This window comes from Pedobacter sp. PF22-3, assembly GCF_026239555.1.
Classification (GTDB): domain Bacteria; phylum Bacteroidota; class Bacteroidia; order Sphingobacteriales; family Sphingobacteriaceae; genus Pedobacter.
In genome coordinates this window covers 111,252-126,938 of record NZ_JAPIVP010000006.1, presented here as the reverse complement: position 1 = coordinate 126,938, position 15,687 = coordinate 111,252, and the positions used below count along the sequence as shown (strand labels likewise).

The window sequence follows — 15,687 nt, the reverse complement described above, 5'->3', positions numbered from 1 at the left end:
ATAATGAACGAAGTATTTGATTTTATAATAAGCTCACGCAAGGCGTTTATTAAGTTAATAGATGATTTAACAATCGAAGAATTGAATAAAATTCCTGATGGTTATAACAATAACATCATCTGGAACTTTGGTCATATTGTAGTGAGTACACAAACACTTTGTTATGTTCGTACAGGTGTATTACAAGATGCAACCTCGGTAAAATTTAACGAGTATTATAAAAAAGATACGAAGCCAACTTACACCGTAACAAAAGAAGAAGTAGCTGAATTGAGAACCATCGCGTTAGAAAGCATTGAAAAAATAAAAGAAGATTATACGAACGGAAAATTTTCAAGCATCACTCCTTTTACAACCGCTACCTATGGCGTACAGATGAATAGCATTGAAGAAATTCTGATCACAACCATTGGCCACGATAATGTGCATTTCGGTTACGCATCGGCACTTAAGAAATTAATATAAAATAGAAGATGTAAGACTGGTGATGGTTTGAAATGCCGAGCCTGAATAGAATAAACCTGATTGAAGTGGAAATACTTTTTGAAGGTTTTACGAAAAAGATTGCCACGTCGTTCCTCCTCGCAATGACGGAAATGGAGCAGATGACAATCGCAAAAAGATTGCAACGAAAAGCGGGGCTAAAGTAACCGAAAAGCACAGAAAATTGCTTTACAAAAAATAAAAGATGTTTCTTGAGGACACAAACAATGGCAAGAAGAAAACAGATAAAAAATAGGTATAATCAAACCATCTGTGTAATCAACCCTGAGGAAAAAAATATATAAAACGATAATTAAATAGAAATTAACCAATAAAAACAATGGCAAATTATTTTAACACATTACCTCTTAGAGAAAAATTAAACCAATTAGGTGTTTGCGACTTCATGGACAGTTCTGAATTTTTAGATGGCGTTAGCGCATTAAAAGGTAAAAAACTGGTAATTGTAGGTTGTGGCGCACAAGGCTTAAACCAAGGGTTAAATTTAAGAGATAGTGGTTTAGATGTAAGCTACACTTTACGTAAGGAAGCAATTGAAGGCAAACGCGATTCGTGGAAAAATGCAACTGAAAATAATTTTACCGTTGGCACTTACGAAGAACTCATCCCAAATGCAGATGTTGTAATCAACCTTACTCCAGATAAACAACATACAGCAGTTGTAAATGCAATTATGCCATTAATGAAAGAGGGTGCTACTTTGTTATATTCTCATGGTTTTAACATCGTTGAAGAAGGCATGCAAATCCGTAAAGATCTAACGGTGATTATGGTTGCACCTAAGTGCCCTGGTAGCGAGGTTAGAGCAGAGTATGTTCGTGGTTTTGGTGTTCCTACTTTAATTGCGGTTCACCCTGAAAACGATCCGAAAGGTAAAGGATTGGCACAGGCAAAAGCTTATTGCGTAGGTACTGGTGGTCATAGAGCAGGTGTATTAAAATCATCTTTCGTAGCCGAAGTAAAATCTGATTTAATGGGCGAGCAAACCATTCTTTGTGGTTTATTGCAAACAGGTTCTATCCTATCATTCGATAAAATGGTAGAAAAAGGAATCGATGCAGGTTATGCTTCTAAACTGGTACAATATGGGGTTGAAGTAATTACCGAGGCCTTAAAACAAGGTGGTATTACGGCCATGATGGATAGATTAAGCAATGTAGCTAAAATCAAAGCTTTCGAAATTTCGGAAGAATTGAAAGATATTATGCGTCCATTGTTCCAAAAACATCAGGACGACATTATGAGTGGCGAATTTAGCCGTACCATGATGGAAGACTGGGCAAATGGGGATAAAAACTTATTAAAATGGAGAGCTGAAACTGGTGAAACTGCATTCGAAAAAACACCAGCTGGTGATGTTAAAATTGGTGAGCAGGAATATTTTGACAACTATACCTTAATGGTTGCTTTTGTTCGTGCCGGTGTTGAATTGGCTTTCGAAACCATGGTACAAGCTGGTATCAAACCAGAATCTGCTTATTACGAATCGTTACACGAAACACCACTTATTGCCAACACCATTGCACGTAAAAAATTGTTCGAAATGAACCGCGTAATTTCTGATACTGCAGAATATGGTTGTTATTTATTTGACCAAGCCTGCAAACCACTTTTAGGCGATTTCATGAAAAAAGTAGATACCGATTTAGTTGGTAAAAACTTTAACGAAGGCAAAGATGGAGCGGTTGATAATAGAAAATTAATTGATGTTAACGAAGCTATCCGTTCACACGAAGTAGAACAGATTGGTGCAACGTTGCGTAAAGCAATGACTGCAATGAAGGCGATTAAAACAGCATAGTAAACTTACAAACCTCGCAGGTTTTAAAAACCTGCGAGGTTTAAATAATTATATAAAAAGATGTCAAAAACATTAGTAGAAAAAATTTGGGATGCTCACGTTGTAAAAAGTGAAGAAGGATTTCCCGATATTTTATACATTGATACACACTTAATACATGAGGTTACCTCTCCTCAGGCATTTGATGGCTTGCGTAAAAGAGGATTGCCTGTTTTTCGTCCGAAACAGACGGTGGCCACTGCCGATCATAATGTGCCAACCTTAAACCAGTTGCTGCCGATTAAAGAAGAGCTTTCGCGTTATCAGGTAGATATGCTCACTAAAAACTGTGCAGAATTCGGCATAGAATTGTATGGATTAGGCCATCCTTTTCAGGGCATTGTGCATGTTATCGGTCCAGAGTTAGGTATTACTTTACCCGGTAAAACAATGGTATGCGGCGATAGTCATACTTCTACCCATGGCGCTTTTGGTGCCATTGCATTCGGTATTGGTACTTCGCAGGTAGAGCAGGTTTTCGCTACGCAATGTTTATTGCAATCGAAACCGAAAACCATGAAAATTGAGGTAAACGGCGAGCTTGAAAAAGGTGTTGGTGCAAAAGACATTATCTTATACATTATCGCACAGATTTCGGCTGCTGGTGGTACCGGTTATTTCATCGAATATGCAGGTTCGGCAATCGAATCGTTAAGCATGGAAGCCCGCATGACCATCTGTAATATGAGTATCGAAATGGGTGCACGTGGTGGCTTAATTGCACCAGACCAAACTACATTCGATTACATTAAAGGAAGAGAATTTGCTCCGGCTGGCGAAGAGTGGGATAAAGCTTTAGCTTACTGGAAAACATTATATAGCGATGCTGATGCAAAATTTGATAGCGTTTTAACTTTCAATGCTGCAGATATTGCCCCAATGATTACTTATGGTACCAACCCAGGTATGGGAATGGGTATCCAGGAACATATTCCGGCAACCACAGGACAACCAGAAACCGAAAAAGTATCTTATAAAAAAGCTTTGGATTATATGGGTTTCGACGATGATTCATCATTGATCGGAAAACCTGTTGATTATGTTTTCATCGGAAGCTGCACCAACTCACGCATAGAAGATTTACGTGAAGTTGCCAATTTTGTTAAAGATAAACGCAAAGCGGACAACGTTACGGTTTGGATCGTTCCAGGCTCAAAACAGGTAGAACAGCAGGCTAAAAACGAAGGTTTGGATAAAATTTTCGAAGCCGCCGGTTTCCAGTTACGCGAACCGGGATGCAGTGCCTGTTTAGGAATGAACGAAGATAAAATCCCGGCAGGTAAATATTGTGTATCCACGTCAAACAGAAACTTTGAGGGTAGACAAGGACAAAATGCACGTACCTTATTGGCTAGTCCACTTACAGCTGCAGCTGCAGCCGTAACCGGAAAAATTACCGATGTAAGGGAAATGTTGGAAAAGGTAGAAGGTTAAAAGGCACAAGGTTGAAGGTATCGGCAAAATGCCTAGATTAATCGTCATTGCGAGGCACGAAGCAACCTTAATGCGATTGCAAGGCTAAATTAGATCGCTTAGTAGCTAGCAATGACAGAAAATAAATATATGATTTTAGAAGTTGCTATACTAAATGTAAAAGCCGGATTATCGGCTGATTTTGAAAAGGCTTTCAGCGAAGCGCAAAAAATCATTTCTGATAGGGAAGGTTACATTTCGCATCAGCTTCAAAAATGTGTAGAGGTAGAAAATAAATATATTCTGCTGGTAAACTGGAAAACACTGGAGGCACATACCGAAGGATTCAGGGGATCAGCAGCATACCAGGATTGGAAAAAGTTACTACATCACTTTTACGATCCTTTTCCAACAGTTGAACACTTTACTAAGGTAGAAGGTAGTAAGGCTTAAGTTGGAGGGTAAAAACATGAAGTATAAAATTACCACCACTAAGCAAAAGGCCTAAGATAAAAGATAAAAAGTGGAATATAAGTCTTGATACTTAATACTCCTTACTTGATACTAATTGACATGAAAAAATTCACAAAATTAACATCGGCAGTAGTGCCTTTAAACATAGAAAACATTGATACCGATCAGATCATACCTGCGAGGTTTCTAAAAGCCACTACCCGCGAAGGTTTCGGTGAAAATCTATTCCGCGATTGGCGCTACGACGGAGATAATACACCAAAACCAGAATTTGTATTGAACAACCCTACCTATAGCGGTCAGGTTTTAGTTGCTGGAAAAAACTTTGGTTGTGGCAGTAGTCGCGAGCATGCTGCATGGGCCATTCAGGATGCTGGCTTTGATGCCGTAATCAGCAGTTTTTTTGCTGATATTTTTAAAGGTAATGCCCTGAACAACGGCTTGTTACCCATCCAGGTAAGCGATGTGTTTTTGGCACAAATTTTTAAAGCGGTAGACAGCAATCCAAAATCAGCCCTAGAAGTTGATCTGGAAAATCAAACCGTTACCATTTTAGAAACTGGTGCTCAAGAATCTTTCGAGATTAATCCTTACAAAAAATCATGTCTGATAAATGGCTACGATGATATCGATTTCATCTTAAACCAAAAACAATTAATTGAAGAATTTGAACAAGCAAAGTAATGTTTAAACCATTCGTTTACATACAGGACTTAAATTTAAGTTACCGCAACAAAGCGGTGCTAAAGGATTTGTATTGCGAAATGAATATTGGTGAAAGCTATGCCATAGGAGGCAAAAGCGGAACCGGAAAAACATCTTTGGCCAAAGCCATTGCAGGCATCGTCTCTTTCCAGGGAAGCATAGAAATTAATTTTGACGAGCAGCGCAAACTTCCTCAGGAGGTACTTTACGTTGAAAGCTGGTACCAGTTCAAAAATTTAGAAGGTGTAGCCAATTTTTATTATCAACAACGGTACACCAGTTTACAGGCTAATGATACTTTAACCGTTCACGCAGAATTGGTGAATTATGGTAAAGAAAAAGGCCTTCATTTCGATCAGGTTGAACCGATTTTAGAGGCTTTGGGTTTTACAACATTTGCCAGTTCACAATTAATTGAATTATCCAGTGGCGAACACAAAAAATTGCAATTGGTAAAAGCACTTTGGTTAAAACCTCAGTTATTAATTATCGATCAACCTTATACAGGTTTAGATGCAGCTTCTCGTAAGAATCTTAATATTTTACTGGATCAAGCTGCAGAAGAAGGTGTTCAATTGATCTTAATTTGCAACGACACAGAATTACCAACCTGTATAACATCATTTGCTGAAATAAGAGACGGACAATTGGTTAAATTGAATGCTTTAGAGTCCACTGTTAGTACCGAAATCCATTTAAGAGAAATTCCGGATTTCTTAAAAGAATCGCCTATTTACAGTTCTGAAGATATTGTAAAAATGGTTAATGTAAACATTAGCTATGGTGAGAAACAGGTATTAAAAAACATCAATTGGGAAATTAAAGCTGGAGAAAAATGGCTTTTACAGGGCCATAATGGTTCAGGAAAGTCTACCTTATTGAGTCTGATAAACGGCGATCACCCGCAATCTTACGCCAACGAACTTTATTTATTCGGCAACAGACGTGGAAGCGGCGAAAGCATTTGGGACATTAAACAACATATTGGTTTAATATCGCCTGAGTTTCATTGGTATTTCGATTCCACGGCTACAGTTTGGCAAAGCATTGCGTCTGGTTTTTACGATACAGTAGGTTTATTTCAACAGCTACCATACACCAAAAGCACCCAGGTAGATGAACTGGTAGCCTACTTTGGCCTCACTGAAAGTAAAAATGAGTTATTAACTGCGCTCCCGCTCGGCAAACAACGACTGGTACTGTTAGCGCGGACGATTATAAAAAACCCGGAACTGTTAATTCTGGATGAGCCTTGCCAGGGCTTAGACCAACAGCAGACAAAACACTTTAACCAATTGGTTGATGAACTGTGCAGCAATGGGATGACCTTAATTTATGTTGGCCATTTTGAATCGCAGCTGCCAACCTGCATAGAAAAAAGAATATTGTTAGAAAAAGGCGAGGTAAAAGTCGTCGAAAGTTTAAACACAGAAATATTAAGCTGATGCAAAATTAACCACAGATAAAAATCTGATGGTTCGTGAAGACACAAACCATAGCAGCAATCAATCTGTAAAAATTCATGGTGAAAACTGTAACAGCAAAAGAGAAGTCAACAATGAAGAAGAACATTTTAGTAATACCTGGAGATGGTATCGGACCCGAAGTTACCGCTTGGGGAAAAGCAGCATTAGAAAAAATTGCTGAGATTTTTGGTCATGAATTTGTATTTGAAGAGGCTTTAATGGGCCATGCGGCTATTGAAGTTACGGGTGAACCTCTGCCAGATGAAACTTTAGAAAGTGCCAGAAAAAGCGATGCCATTCTTTTTGGAGCAATTGGCCACGCCAAATATGATAACGATCCAAGTTTAAAAGTTAGACCAGAACAAGGATTGTTAAAAATCCGTAAAGAACTGGGACTTTTTGCCAATCTCCGCCCGATCTTATTATTTGATGAACTTCTTCAGGCATCGAGCATTAAACCCGAAATTTTAAGGGGAACGGATATTTTGTTCTTCCGCGAATTAACGGGCGATGTTTACTTTGGCGAGAAAACACGCTCTGAAGATAGAAATACGGCTTCCGACTTGATGATTTACCATCGTTATGAGGTTGAACGTATTGCCCACAAAGCCTACCAGGCGGCACAACAGCGCAACAAAAGATTATGTTCAGTAGATAAAGCCAACGTTTTGGAAAGCTCACGCTTATGGCGCGAAACCGTTCAGGAAATTGCCAAACAATATCCAGATGTAGAAACTGAACACATGTTTATCGATAATGCAGCCATGCAGCTGATCAAAAACCCGAAAAAGTTCGACGTGGTATTAACCGCCAACTTATTTGGCGATATTTTAACAGACGAAGCTTCGCAAATTGCAGGTTCTATGGGGATGCTGGCTTCAGCTTCTGTTGGCGAAAGCACGGGTTTCTTCGAACCCATCCATGGTTCAGCACACGATATTGCCGGTAAAGATTTAGCCAATCCGCTAGCCTCTATCCTATCCGCAGCACTAATGTTGGAAATTGGCTTCGGACTAAAAGAAGAGGCCAAATTATTGGTTGACACCATCGACCAAGTATTAAAAGAAGGATTTAGAACGCACGACATTGCCGACCAAAGTACTAACCGTTTTAAAGTTTTGGGTACCGCCGAAATGGGTAAACTGGTACTTAAATTCTTATCTCAAAAATTAGTCAACTCCTAAACTCAAAATTATGATTCACGACCCAAACAAAGTTTATATTTTCGACACGACGCTACGTGACGGTGAGCAGGTTCCAGGCTGCCAGTTAGATACAAACCAAAAAATAGAAATCGCAAAATCACTTGAGCTTTTAGGTGTTGATGTGATTGAAGCTGGTTTCCCGGTTTCTAGCCCAGGGGATTTTAACAGTGTAATTGAATTATCAAAAGCAGTTACCAACCCAATTATCTGCGCTTTAACACGCGCAAACAAAAATGATATCGATGTGGCTGCAGATGCTTTGCGTTATGCCAAAAGGCCACGTATTCACACCGGGATCGGATCATCCGATTTCCACATCAAACATAAATTTAACAGCACCCGGGAAGAAATTTTAGAACGCGCCGTTGAAGCCGTGAGGTATTCGAAAAAATTTGTGGAAGACGTGGAGTTCTACGCAGAAGATGCCGGCCGTGCCGATATTGAATTTTTGGCCAAAATGGTTGAAGCTGTAATTGCTGCTGGTGCAACGGTGGTTAATATTCCAGATACAAATGGTTATTGTTTGCCAGATCAATATGGCTCTAAAATTCTTTATTTAAAAGAAAATGTAAAGAATATAGATAAAGCCATTATTTCTGTGCATTGTCATAATGATTTAGGCTTAGCTACAGCCAATTCTATTGCTGGCTTGCAAAACGGAGCCCGCCAGGTAGAATGTACGATTAACGGTATTGGCGAGCGTGCAGGCAATACATCTATGGAAGAAGTGGTGATGATATTGAAAACGCACAAAGTTCTAGGTTTGAATACGCAGATTGATACCACCCGTTTTTACGAAATGAGCCATATGGTGCGAAACCAGATGAATATGCCTGTGCAGCCAAACAAAGCAATTGTTGGTGGAAATGCATTTTCGCACAGTTCGGGTATCCACCAGGATGGTTTCTTAAAAAACCGCGAAAACTATGAGATTATTAAACCGGAAGATGTTGGTTTTCCTGATGCGACGATTGTTTTAACAGCAAGAAGTGGTCGCCATGCTTTAAAACACCATTTAGAGCGTTTAGGCCATAAATTGGAAAAAGAACACCTGGATATTGTTTACAAACAGTTTTTGATTTTAGCCGATAGCAAACAAGGCATTAACGATACTGATTTGAACCAATTGGTTGCTTTGCATTTAGCTTAATGCGATACGGGTTTGGTGTTGAGCGGTAAGCGTTTTAATTTAACGCACCGACTAGGCTTCCCTAAACCTGATAGCAGTGGAAATACTTTTTAATTGCAGTGACCGCTTATATCATGTCATGCTGAGGTACGAAGCATCTGTAACCGATGAAACAGGTTCTTCGTTCTCCAACAGAACCGTGGTTTTAAAAAGATTGGAACGAATAGCAGGACTGTGATAACCTATGGAGTACAGCACCCCGCTTTACAAAAAATATAAGAGAAGATCTGTCTTGATACTTGATTCTTTCTACTTGATACTATAATAATGAATACGAAAACACCACATACATTAGATTTTAAATCTGCATCAGAAAGGCTCAAAAACGTGGTAAAACGCACCCCACTTGAGTTTAATGCCGGACTTTCTTCTTTCTACAATGCCAATATTTATTTAAAAAGAGAAGATTTGCAGATTGTTCGGTCTTACAAACTGCGTGGTGCTTACAATAAAATCAGTTCGCTGCCTGTAGAACTATTGGTAAATGGGGTAGTTTGTGCAAGTGCCGGAAACCACGCGCAAGGTGTGGCTTACTCTTGTAAAAAGCTGGGCATTAAAGGTGTAATATTTATGCCCGAAATTACCCCTAAACAAAAAGTGAAACAAACCTACATGTTCGGTAGTGATAATGTGGAAGTAATTTTAGTTGGCGATACTTTTGACGATTGTTTAAAAGAAGCGCTGGCCTACAGTGCCGAAAAAATGGCCACTTTTATTCCGCCTTTTGATGATCAAAAAGTAATTGAAGGACAAGCTACTGTGGGCATAGAAATTTTTGAAGATCTGCCAGATTTAGATATGGTGGTAATGCCTGTAGGCGGTGGTGGCCTGGCATCTGGCGTAAGTGCTTACCTCAAAACTGTTAAACCCGATGTAAAACTAATTGGCGTTGAGCCACTGGGTGCACCATCCATGGTTACAGCCATGGAGCATGGTGGTCCTTATACATTAGATGAAATAGACCGCTTTGTGGATGGTGCCGCTGTAAAAAGGATCGGCCACATTACCTACGAATACTGTAAGGAACTGCTTGATCAGATGCATTTAATTCCTGAAGGGAAAATCTGTACAACCATTTTAAAATTATATAATGAGGATGCCATTGTGGTAGAACCTGCCGGTGCACTGTCTGTGGCTGCATTAGATCAGCTTAAAGACCAGATTGTGGGCAAAACAATAGTTTGTGTGGTTAGCGGCGGAAACAACGACATAGAGCGCATGCAGGAGATCAAAGAGAAGTCTTTGCTTTTTGAAGGTTTGAAACATTATTTTATTGTTCGTTTCCCACAAAGACCAGGTGCTTTAAAATTATTTGTGAACGAAGTTTTAGGTCCGCAGGATGATATTACCCGTTTTGAGTTTATTAAAAAAACCAACAGGGAAAATGGTCCGGCGCTGGTGGGCATTGAGCTTTCGGATAAAAACGATTATGCCAGTTTATTACAGCGTATGAAAGATTTTAAATTCGAAATTATCGAGCTAAACCAGGATCAGACTTTGTTTGAATATTTGGTTTAATTAGTTAACCGCAAAGCGCGCAAAGTTTTTCGCAGAGTACACAAAGGCAGTTCGTCATTCCCAATCAAGTTAGGAATGACGACAATTCTTTTAATATATACTTGTAAAAATGAATTTCAAAGACCTAAACAACAAAGCTTTAATTTCGGATAGCGATATAGATTGGGAAGATTTAGGCTCAGGCGTAAAACGAAAAATTATGGCTTATGATCAAGATCTGATGTTGGTTAAGGTAGCATTTGAAAAAGGTGCCGTTGGTACCATTCACAATCACCCACATTTGCAGATGAGTTATGTAGCGAAAGGAAGTTTTGAAGTAAGCATGGGCGATGCTAAAAAAATCTTAAATGAAGGAGATGTATTCTTTGCACCGTCAAACGTTTTTCACGGTGTTGTTTGTTTAGAAGCAGGCTTATTGGTTGATATTTTTAATCCGCATCGTGAAGATTTTTTAGACTAAGCTATGATGTCGTCATGCTGAATTTATTTCAGCATCTATCGTGCAAACCTCCGAAGTTTTACCTTGATGTTATCCTTCCCGGAAAGACCCTGAAATAAATTCAGGGTGACGATCGAACTTAAATCCCATGACCTATACCTCCTAAGCCCTACTCAAAAGTAAACCTCACATTTTTATAACCTAAACCTTCAATAATAGGCTTAAGCACGGTAGTAGCATTAGTTTTAGTCTGTGCTAAAATGCTCGATTTTTTAACTTCAGTGGTAATTTGTCTTTCGGCGGCTTTGTATGCTTCGTCTACCAAACTGGCCTCGCGAAAAAAAGCCATTTTTGTATCGTAAACACGTGAGTTTTTATGGTCGATTTTTACATAACAGATTTCGGGCTGTGGTAAATTTACTACAGCAGTGTCCGCATCTATGCTAATATCATCTTTAGTAATTTTAGTAAGATCGATACAACCTACCGCTTCGGCCTTAACAATCAATAAAACACTGGCTTCGGGTAAAAAATCTGTTTTATTTTTATGCTCTAAAACATCGCTGATCTGGTACCTTACCAGTTCCAGTTTACCTATAGCTTCAATTTTCTCTACCAGAAGCTGATGTTTGCTTTCTACAGTTGTATTGATACTGAACTTTTTGGAGATAAATAAGTACCCTGCAACAATTAAAATTAACCAGGGTAAGAGACGGAAAAAGATCTTCATAGGTGTAAATAAATGCAATTTTATAATTGGTATCTATTGCTAACTGTACAATAATTAATCCATAAATGGGTAGTTAAATTTTTGGCAGAAGATTTGTAATACCAATATCACACACACAAATAACACTAATCAAAATGAAAAAATTTACCATCTTAATGCTTTGCATTGCCACACTAGGTCTGGCTTCGTGCAAGAAAGAAGTTCTTGTTCCTGATACTGGCCTTCCAAATCAGACAATTGAAACTGTTATTAATGCTAATCAATGGACTTATTCTGAAAACAATACAAGATTATCTACAACAATTAACTTCCCAGAAATAGATGACGCAACTTTTAAGAATGATGGTATATTAGTTTATATCTATCCAGATAATTCTGTTGCTGAATACAAACAATTGCCAATGGTATTTGATGCTCAAGCTTATAGCTACATAGTAAGAAGAGGTTCAATAACTATTGACATTCAAACTTCCGGAGATAATGTACTTACTCCTACAAAACCTACAGCTCCAATAGGATTAAGAGTAGTTATCGTGACTTCTTCGCAATAACAAAAATTTATAATTCATTATTAAAAGCGACTAAGTTAAATCATACTTAGTCGCTTTTTTATTACAAAATATTTAGGTATAAATTGCAAGAAATGCATTATTACTAACAATTTAGTTACATTTGCAAAAAACATCTTATATGAAAAACAAATACTTAACTGTGTGGATAATCCCCATACTACTATTGGGGGCTTCTTGTAAAAAGCAGGAAAAATTGAGCCAAGTAGAGCTTGCCAAAAAAATACAAAAGACGGATCTTGTTGGTAATTGGGTTCCAACCAAAATTGAAACCTTGTTTATTGATAAAAAAAATCAAAAAACATCAAGAGTTGACAGTTCTGATTATGTAAAATTTTATACACCTGCATATAAATTTACATCTGATCAAGTTAATGAAGATCACAAAAGCTGGGATTATAGCGTTGTTATTTCTGATAAATCTTATATATTAGAATATTTAAAATTTGGTGTTTTACAACATTATGAAATTTTAAAATTAAATAGTGACCAATTAATTTTAAAAAGCATAAACAAGGAAGAATCAGGAATAAGGACCGAAGTTATTTATTTTAAAAAGAATTAAAATGAAAAAAATTATAACTTTCATAATATTCCTATCATTAGTAATTTCAAAACTAGCTTATTCACAAGCTACGATTGACTTTAGTACAATTACCTATGATCCTGATTTTTTCAATAATAGTGGCTGCCCCACTTACCATAGGTTTGGTCCTAATCCTATTTCTGTGAATGGGTATAACATAAGGACAGTAGGCAGCACTTCATATACCTGGAACGCGCCAAAAGATTTAAGTTTATACGCTTGGGGAAATACTGAAACAGGGCAGCGTTGTAATGCTATAGTCGCGGTAGATTACCCATTCATAGCGAATAAAACATATATTGTTGAGTTATATGGAATGAATGATCATAATTGGAATAATTGGGTCGTACCTAAAGATCACTATAATGGTGTATTTTGGATAAAATTAGATAGTAGCCCAGAAATTACAACCAATGTAGCAAACAAGTGTAAAGAATCATTAAGTCCAGTAGAAAGAACAGTTGGAAGATATTCAAAATTAGTTGCAGATAGATCCATTGCATTTGAGATGAAAACTTATAGCGTAAAGTTTTCTCCATTAGAAAATAAAAGTTCAGTAAAGATTATTTTTGACTCTTCACCTATTGACCCAAAAGTAATTATCGACAATATTTTCAGATTAAAGACTATAAAAATAACAGAAATACCTTATGAAGAAGAATCTGGCAGATACAACTCAACTTACTTAAATGTACCATTTCCTCCTCGTGGCACTCCTGGTTACGACATACCCATTATCTTGGATAATCCTTCAAATCAACCTGGAAGGCTTGTGGCAAGTGTTACTGCTAATCCAAATCAATGGTCTCAAAATAATAGCAGCACGGGCTATTCAATCAAATTAAGTCAATTAATTCAAAATCTGAAAATCACAGAGCTAGTAAACATTTCATTAATGACTGATAGACCTGTTAGAGGTAATTCGGGATCACCAAACTTGCCATGCACATATCTTGATAACTATTATAGTATTACATATGCAAGCGATGACGCTGTTATTAATTTTACAAATCCAACAAACACAGCACCTAGCGCTGATATAAATTTTAATATCACATATAACAATCCTTAGTAATACTAATAACAGAAAATAGAATTAAAATTGCAAAAAACGACCAATGTTCAGAGCTGAACATTGGTCGTTTTTTTATACCTTAGTCCTGATACCTAAAAGGTATAACTGTATTTATAACTTTTACAATAAAATCAAAAATTATAATTACGATTAAAACTCTAAATACTTAACAATACTTAATTGAACACAGTCGTTTTTTTTATGCTCGCCTCTGTTCAGTTGTAAGGCACGGATATTCACGCCATTTCTTTCTAAAAGCAATTCGTCATAAAAACCTTTGTAGTACACATCTTTTACCTCGAACCGCCTGCTGCTCCAATTGCTATTGATTTCTGCCCATTCCGGATAAAAGACCACATGATCTTTTTGTGTTTTCAAACCTATTTTTTCCGCATCATCGCGGTTTAAAACTACAGCATTGCCCAAAATCTGCGCGGTGTAAATATGCTTTGGCTGCTGGTAAATTTCAGCTGGTTTTCCTGTTTGCAAAAGTTCGCCATTTCGAAGAATCAATAACTGATCGGCTAAAAATAAACCATCGGCAGGGTCGTGCGATACCAGTATCACCGTTACTCCGGTTTCGGCAGCAATGCGCTTAATATCGGCACGCAGCTGGTTTTTAAGTAAAGCATCAACCTGGCTAAAAGGCTCATCCAAAAGTAAAACCTGCGTATCCGAAACCATGGCTTTAGCAATAGCCACACGCTGCTGCTCACCCCCGCTCAGTTCTATGATTTTCTTATGCTGGAGCGGTGAAATCCGTAAATGTTCCATCATGGCCAAAGTTTTTTCAGCTTTGGTTTTCAGATCGGTATTGGATAATTGTGAGGCAATATTATCATAAACTTTCGCATAAATATTCAGCGAAAAATCCTGTGTGACCATTTTCATCTGCTTATGGCCTGGAATCAGTTGTTCATCGGGTCCTTTAACCCTTTGGTTTTCGAAAAAGATTTCACCCGAATCGGTTTTTAACAAACCATAGATGGATTTTAACAAAGTTGATTTTCCACTTCCGCTTTCACCAATAATGGCAACCACATCACCGCTGTTGATGTCGAAACTTATATTTTTAATTCCACCGGCCTGTTCTGCCTGATATTGCTTGGTTAAGTTTTTAACACTAATTATGGTATTGCTCACGTGGTAAAGATACTGAATAAGCTTAAAGTAGAAAGACTAAAGCTTAAAGCATAACACACGTGTATTTTTTTAAAACTTTGCACGTATAACATTATTTATTTAACTTTAGATAAATAAAAGATTATGAATGCAAAATTAACCCTGACAATAGATGAATCTGTTATAAAACGGGCAAAAATATATGCACAGAATCAAGGTAAGAGCTTGTCATCAGTAATAGAAAATTTACTAAAATCAGTGACTCAAAAAGAAGAAACTGTAAGTAAGGATATCGAGCTTTCTCCGCTGATAAAATCTTTAATGCTTCGCCCTAAAGTAGACTTACCTGAAGATTACGACTATAAAAAAGAACTGGAAAAAATCAGAGATGAGAAGTATCAAAAGTATTTAAATAATAATGAAAAATAACATATTCATTGATTCAGATATTTTACTCGATTTTTTCCTAAAAAGAGAACCTCATCTTGATCATTCAGCCAAAATTCTAAATTTATGCGCAAATAGGGTAATTAATGGTTTTGTTACAGGCTTAATTATAGCAAACATATACTATTTGTTGAGAAAACACTTTCAACATAAAGACATTTTGGCCGACTTCAAGATTCTATTTACGTTTTTAGATATTTTAATTATTGACAAAAATGTTATTATGGAATCCATCGATTCAGAATTTTCTGATTTTGAAGATGCACTCCAAAATTTCTCTGCGGAAAACAATGGTTTAATTAACACTATAGTTACCCGGAATATTAAGGATTATAAAAAGAGTAAATTGAGTGTTTTAACTCCTGAAATGTTTCTTAAAACATTATAACAAAAAAAATCCTGTCT

General features: G+C 37.3%; 17 protein-coding genes. 15 read left to right on the top strand and 2 right to left on the bottom strand.

Features of this window, described 5'->3' with window-relative positions:
* Positions 1 to 3 precede the first annotated feature (3 nt).
* From OQX63_RS10140 to OQX63_RS10095, 10 genes are all read left to right on the top strand, one after another.
* Positions 4 to 465, top strand: a complete 462-nt coding sequence (locus tag OQX63_RS10140; protein WP_265850758.1) for a DinB family protein — start codon at positions 4 to 6, stop codon at positions 463 to 465.
* Positions 466 to 823: 358 nt separating this feature from the next.
* The gene (gene ilvC, locus OQX63_RS10135) at positions 824 to 2,305 is read left to right on the top strand and encodes a ketol-acid reductoisomerase (protein WP_265850757.1); all 1,482 of its coding nucleotides are present in this window, start codon (positions 824 to 826) and stop codon (positions 2,303 to 2,305) included.
* A gap of 60 nt (positions 2,306 to 2,365) precedes the next feature.
* Positions 2,366 to 3,778, top strand: coding sequence for a 3-isopropylmalate dehydratase large subunit (gene leuC / locus OQX63_RS10130; RefSeq protein ID WP_265850756.1), 1,413 nt, complete (start codon positions 2,366 to 2,368; stop codon positions 3,776 to 3,778).
* A 111-nt stretch (positions 3,779 to 3,889) separates the two neighbouring features.
* Complete coding sequence (locus OQX63_RS10125) at positions 3,890 to 4,210, top strand: antibiotic biosynthesis monooxygenase family protein (protein ID WP_265850755.1); 321 nt, start codon at positions 3,890 to 3,892, stop codon at positions 4,208 to 4,210.
* A gap of 120 nt (positions 4,211 to 4,330) precedes the next feature.
* Positions 4,331 to 4,915, top strand: a complete 585-nt coding sequence (gene leuD, locus OQX63_RS10120) for a 3-isopropylmalate dehydratase small subunit (protein WP_265850754.1) — start codon at positions 4,331 to 4,333, stop codon at positions 4,913 to 4,915.
* The gene (locus OQX63_RS10115; protein WP_265850753.1) at positions 4,915 to 6,381 is read left to right on the top strand and encodes an ATP-binding cassette domain-containing protein; all 1,467 of its coding nucleotides are present in this window, start codon (positions 4,915 to 4,917) and stop codon (positions 6,379 to 6,381) included. Before leuD ends, OQX63_RS10115 begins: the two co-directional genes overlap by 1 nt.
* A gap of 113 nt (positions 6,382 to 6,494) precedes the next feature.
* Positions 6,495 to 7,586, top strand: a complete 1,092-nt coding sequence (gene leuB / locus OQX63_RS10110) for a 3-isopropylmalate dehydrogenase (RefSeq protein ID WP_265850752.1) — start codon at positions 6,495 to 6,497, stop codon at positions 7,584 to 7,586.
* Between the two features lie 10 nt (positions 7,587 to 7,596).
* A complete protein-coding gene (locus OQX63_RS10105) occupies positions 7,597 to 8,757 on the top strand; it encodes a 2-isopropylmalate synthase (RefSeq protein ID WP_265850751.1) in 1,161 nt (386 codons plus the stop codon).
* 306 nt (positions 8,758 to 9,063) lie between these two features.
* The gene (gene ilvA, locus OQX63_RS10100; RefSeq protein WP_265850750.1) at positions 9,064 to 10,314 is read left to right on the top strand and encodes a threonine ammonia-lyase IlvA; all 1,251 of its coding nucleotides are present in this window, start codon (positions 9,064 to 9,066) and stop codon (positions 10,312 to 10,314) included.
* A 109-nt stretch (positions 10,315 to 10,423) separates the two neighbouring features.
* Complete coding sequence (locus OQX63_RS10095) at positions 10,424 to 10,774, top strand: cupin domain-containing protein (RefSeq protein WP_265850749.1); 351 nt, start codon at positions 10,424 to 10,426, stop codon at positions 10,772 to 10,774.
* 148 nt (positions 10,775 to 10,922) lie between these two features.
* Here the strand turns inward: OQX63_RS10095 and OQX63_RS10090 are convergent, their stop codons facing one another.
* Complete coding sequence (locus OQX63_RS10090; protein ID WP_265850748.1) at positions 10,923 to 11,483, bottom strand: DUF4230 domain-containing protein; 561 nt, start codon at positions 11,481 to 11,483, stop codon at positions 10,923 to 10,925.
* A 134-nt stretch (positions 11,484 to 11,617) separates the two neighbouring features.
* On the opposite strand from OQX63_RS10090, the gene OQX63_RS10085 reads away from it, so the two are divergent.
* The 3 genes from OQX63_RS10085 to OQX63_RS10075 all read left to right on the top strand — a co-directional run bounded on the left by OQX63_RS10085 (position 11,618) and on the right by OQX63_RS10075 (position 13,710).
* The gene (locus OQX63_RS10085) at positions 11,618 to 12,034 is read left to right on the top strand and encodes a hypothetical protein (protein ID WP_265850747.1); all 417 of its coding nucleotides are present in this window, start codon (positions 11,618 to 11,620) and stop codon (positions 12,032 to 12,034) included.
* Between the two features lie 139 nt (positions 12,035 to 12,173).
* The gene (locus tag OQX63_RS10080) at positions 12,174 to 12,617 is read left to right on the top strand and encodes a hypothetical protein (RefSeq protein WP_265850746.1); all 444 of its coding nucleotides are present in this window, start codon (positions 12,174 to 12,176) and stop codon (positions 12,615 to 12,617) included.
* Position 12,618: 1 nt separating this feature from the next.
* Positions 12,619 to 13,710, top strand: coding sequence for a hypothetical protein (locus OQX63_RS10075; protein ID WP_265850745.1), 1,092 nt, complete (start codon positions 12,619 to 12,621; stop codon positions 13,708 to 13,710).
* 153 nt (positions 13,711 to 13,863) lie between these two features.
* On the opposite strand, the gene OQX63_RS10070 is transcribed toward OQX63_RS10075, so the two are convergent.
* Positions 13,864 to 14,856, bottom strand: a complete 993-nt coding sequence (locus tag OQX63_RS10070) for an ABC transporter ATP-binding protein (protein ID WP_265850744.1) — start codon at positions 14,854 to 14,856, stop codon at positions 13,864 to 13,866.
* Positions 14,857 to 14,979: 123 nt separating this feature from the next.
* Here OQX63_RS10070 and OQX63_RS10065 point away from each other — a divergent pair, with 123 nt between their 5' ends.
* Together OQX63_RS10065 and OQX63_RS10060 are read left to right on the top strand one after the other, a co-directional pair.
* Positions 14,980 to 15,264, top strand: a complete 285-nt coding sequence (locus OQX63_RS10065) for a DUF6364 family protein (RefSeq protein WP_265850743.1) — start codon at positions 14,980 to 14,982, stop codon at positions 15,262 to 15,264.
* Entirely contained in the window at positions 15,254 to 15,670 is a 417-nt protein-coding gene (locus OQX63_RS10060) for a PIN domain-containing protein (protein ID WP_265850742.1), read from the top strand. Before OQX63_RS10065 ends, OQX63_RS10060 begins: the two co-directional genes overlap by 11 nt.
* The last annotated feature ends 17 nt before the right edge of the window (positions 15,671 to 15,687 follow it).

What these genes read in the sequence shown, in the direction of transcription:
- OQX63_RS10140 (WP_265850758.1), top strand. Translation starts at nt 4, where the DNA reads ATGAACGAAGTATTTGATTTTATAATAAGCTCACGCAAGGCGTTTATT.
- ilvC (WP_265850757.1), top strand. Translation starts at nt 824, where the DNA reads ATGGCAAATTATTTTAACACATTACCTCTTAGAGAAAAATTAAACCAA.
- leuC (WP_265850756.1), top strand. Translation starts at nt 2,366, where the DNA reads ATGTCAAAAACATTAGTAGAAAAAATTTGGGATGCTCACGTTGTAAAA.
- OQX63_RS10125 (WP_265850755.1), top strand. Translation starts at nt 3,890, where the DNA reads ATGACAGAAAATAAATATATGATTTTAGAAGTTGCTATACTAAATGTA.
- leuD (WP_265850754.1), top strand. Translation starts at nt 4,331, where the DNA reads ATGAAAAAATTCACAAAATTAACATCGGCAGTAGTGCCTTTAAACATA.
- OQX63_RS10115 (WP_265850753.1), top strand. Translation starts at nt 4,915, where the DNA reads ATGTTTAAACCATTCGTTTACATACAGGACTTAAATTTAAGTTACCGC.
- leuB (WP_265850752.1), top strand. Translation starts at nt 6,495, where the DNA reads ATGAAGAAGAACATTTTAGTAATACCTGGAGATGGTATCGGACCCGAA.
- OQX63_RS10105 (WP_265850751.1), top strand. Translation starts at nt 7,597, where the DNA reads ATGATTCACGACCCAAACAAAGTTTATATTTTCGACACGACGCTACGT.
- ilvA (WP_265850750.1), top strand. Translation starts at nt 9,064, where the DNA reads ATGAATACGAAAACACCACATACATTAGATTTTAAATCTGCATCAGAA.
- OQX63_RS10095 (WP_265850749.1), top strand. Translation starts at nt 10,424, where the DNA reads ATGAATTTCAAAGACCTAAACAACAAAGCTTTAATTTCGGATAGCGAT.
- OQX63_RS10090 (WP_265850748.1), bottom strand. Translation starts at nt 11,483, where the DNA reads ATGAAGATCTTTTTCCGTCTCTTACCCTGGTTAATTTTAATTGTTGCA.
- OQX63_RS10085 (WP_265850747.1), top strand. Translation starts at nt 11,618, where the DNA reads ATGAAAAAATTTACCATCTTAATGCTTTGCATTGCCACACTAGGTCTG.
- OQX63_RS10080 (WP_265850746.1), top strand. Translation starts at nt 12,174, where the DNA reads ATGAAAAACAAATACTTAACTGTGTGGATAATCCCCATACTACTATTG.
- OQX63_RS10075 (WP_265850745.1), top strand. Translation starts at nt 12,619, where the DNA reads ATGAAAAAAATTATAACTTTCATAATATTCCTATCATTAGTAATTTCA.
- OQX63_RS10065 (WP_265850743.1), top strand. Translation starts at nt 14,980, where the DNA reads ATGAATGCAAAATTAACCCTGACAATAGATGAATCTGTTATAAAACGG.
- OQX63_RS10060 (WP_265850742.1), top strand. Translation starts at nt 15,254, where the DNA reads ATGAAAAATAACATATTCATTGATTCAGATATTTTACTCGATTTTTTC.